This is a genomic window from uncultured Cocleimonas sp., from assembly GCF_947495625.1.
In the GTDB taxonomy this organism is placed as follows: Bacteria; Pseudomonadota; Gammaproteobacteria; order Thiotrichales; family Thiotrichaceae; genus Cocleimonas.
This window is the reverse complement of sequence record NZ_CANLZW010000081.1, coordinates 1-625: the sequence shown is the minus strand read 5'-3', so window position 1 is coordinate 625 and position 625 is coordinate 1. Positions and strand designations below refer to the sequence as shown.

Genomic DNA, 625 nt, shown 5'->3' with positions numbered 1-625 from the left:
AAATAAAACCCGCGAACATGAGGGTCATGACTTGAGGCGCTTAATGCTGCCATATAAAGTGCTTCACGGATGTAACGATTTCCCACTTTACCAATATAAGTGCGTTTTTTCACACTCGTGCCAGACTCAAATGCCCTGGGGTATAAGCCCGCATGTGCTACCCATTGCTTTGCAGACATATCCATTGCCAACACACCCAGCTCTCCCAGGAGTTTGATGGCCGTTTTATCAGCCACGCCTTTCATGCTGGTTAAGCGTCGATAGCGTTCTTTTAGGAACTCACACTGTTTGATAAGACGTAATGCATGGCTTATCAGTTTATCAACTTGAGCCTCAATCTGTTCGATGCTCAAATGAATGTCATCAATCACAAAGCGTGGGGTGCGTCTCGTTCTGCTGAATGCGTGTAACTGATTCTTTGCTTTAGTTTTCTCTTTTCCCAAAGAGACTAATCGTCGACCACACGCTCTGATATCCAGGACTTCACCGACAGGTGATGTCCATTTAACAAAGTCCATACGCTCAACAAACTCAGCCAGTACGTTTGCATCAGAGGCATCGGTTTTGTTACGTTGCATCATGGCTCTAGCAAAGTTCTTGGAAGCGCGAGGGTTAATAATCATTA

General features: G+C 45.1%; 1 protein-coding gene. It reads right to left on the bottom strand.

Annotated features, from left to right (window positions below; all coding sequences use genetic code 11):
* The coding region (locus Q1A31_RS20925; protein ID WP_299881766.1) for a transposase at positions 1-625 on the bottom strand (625 nt) is incomplete at both ends.